The organism is Streptomyces adelaidensis, assembly GCF_016598475.1.
In the GTDB taxonomy this organism is placed as follows: domain Bacteria; phylum Actinomycetota; class Actinomycetes; order Streptomycetales; family Streptomycetaceae; genus Streptomyces; species Streptomyces adelaidensis.
In genome coordinates this window covers 1-1,042 of sequence record NZ_JAEMUX010000248.1, presented here as the reverse complement: position 1 = coordinate 1,042, position 1,042 = coordinate 1, and the positions used below count along the sequence as shown (strand labels likewise).

Genomic DNA, 1,042 nt, shown 5'->3' with positions numbered 1-1,042 from the left:
AGGACGGACTGGCATCCGGTGCGGATCCGTTTCCGCCTGCCGCCCCATGTGCCCGCGCATGCGGTGCTGTGCGCGCCCACCCTGCGCGTACGGGAAGAGCGGCTGCTTCTGGATGTGCCCTACGCGCTCGCGGTCCCCAAGCCGGAACAGGCCGGACACTCCCGGGCGGTGGCCTTCGACTGGGGGCTGAACACCCTGCTCACCGGCGGCACCCTCCGCCTCACCGACGAGACCCAGCCCCGCGTGCTCACCGACGGGCAGCCGCTGTCCTTCCGCGCGGCAGGGGTGCTGGCCAAGGCCGACCGGCTGCGCCTGATCGGCGAGCACATCGGCGCGCGCATCGACCGACTCCGCATCCTGATCGCCTCCCGGCAGGAGCGCGGGATGCGCCCCAGCCCCTGGCAGGTGGCCAAGCTCGCGGCCCTGGAAGCGGAACGGGAACACGTGGCCCGGCGCCGCACCCGCCTGAACGCGGCCCTCGCCAAAGCCGCCGCCCGCTTCATGACCGACCACGCGGTCGCGGCCGGGGCGAGCGTCATCTACCTCGAAGACCTCCGCGACATGGAAGCGAAGGGGAAGGGCCGCACCCTCAACACGCGCCTCTCGCAGACGGTGCGTGGGGCGATCGTCACCCACGTCCGGCACACCGCCGCCGCCCACGGCATCGCGGTGGTCATCGTGCCACCGCGCGGGACGTCGAAGTACTGCCCCCGCTGCCTGACCGCCTTCCGCCACCACAAAGCCCCCAACCATCGGGCGGCGGGCTGGGCATGGGCCACCTGCCCGAACGAGGCCTGCAAGTACAGCACCGGCCGGGACAACGCCGCCTGGCAGCGCATCGGCGCCCGCGGCCTGACCCACCAGCACACCACCCGCCTCGACCGCACCGCCGGAACCTTCGTCATCCGCACGGTGGTCGAGGCCCTGGACCGGGCAAGCCAGGTCCAGCACCAGACCCGGGACCGCACCAAAAGCGGCCCCACCACCAGACGCCCTGTGCCCGGGAAGCGGCGCAGGGTCCCCGCCCCACCCGGCCGAGCCT

Annotated in this window: 1 protein-coding gene; it reads left to right on the top strand. The window is 73.3% G+C overall.

The annotated features are described in order from the left end of the window. A partial coding sequence (locus I8N67_RS41620) for a zinc ribbon domain-containing protein (protein ID WP_234047126.1) occupies window positions 1-1,042 on the top strand: 1,042 nt, incomplete at both ends.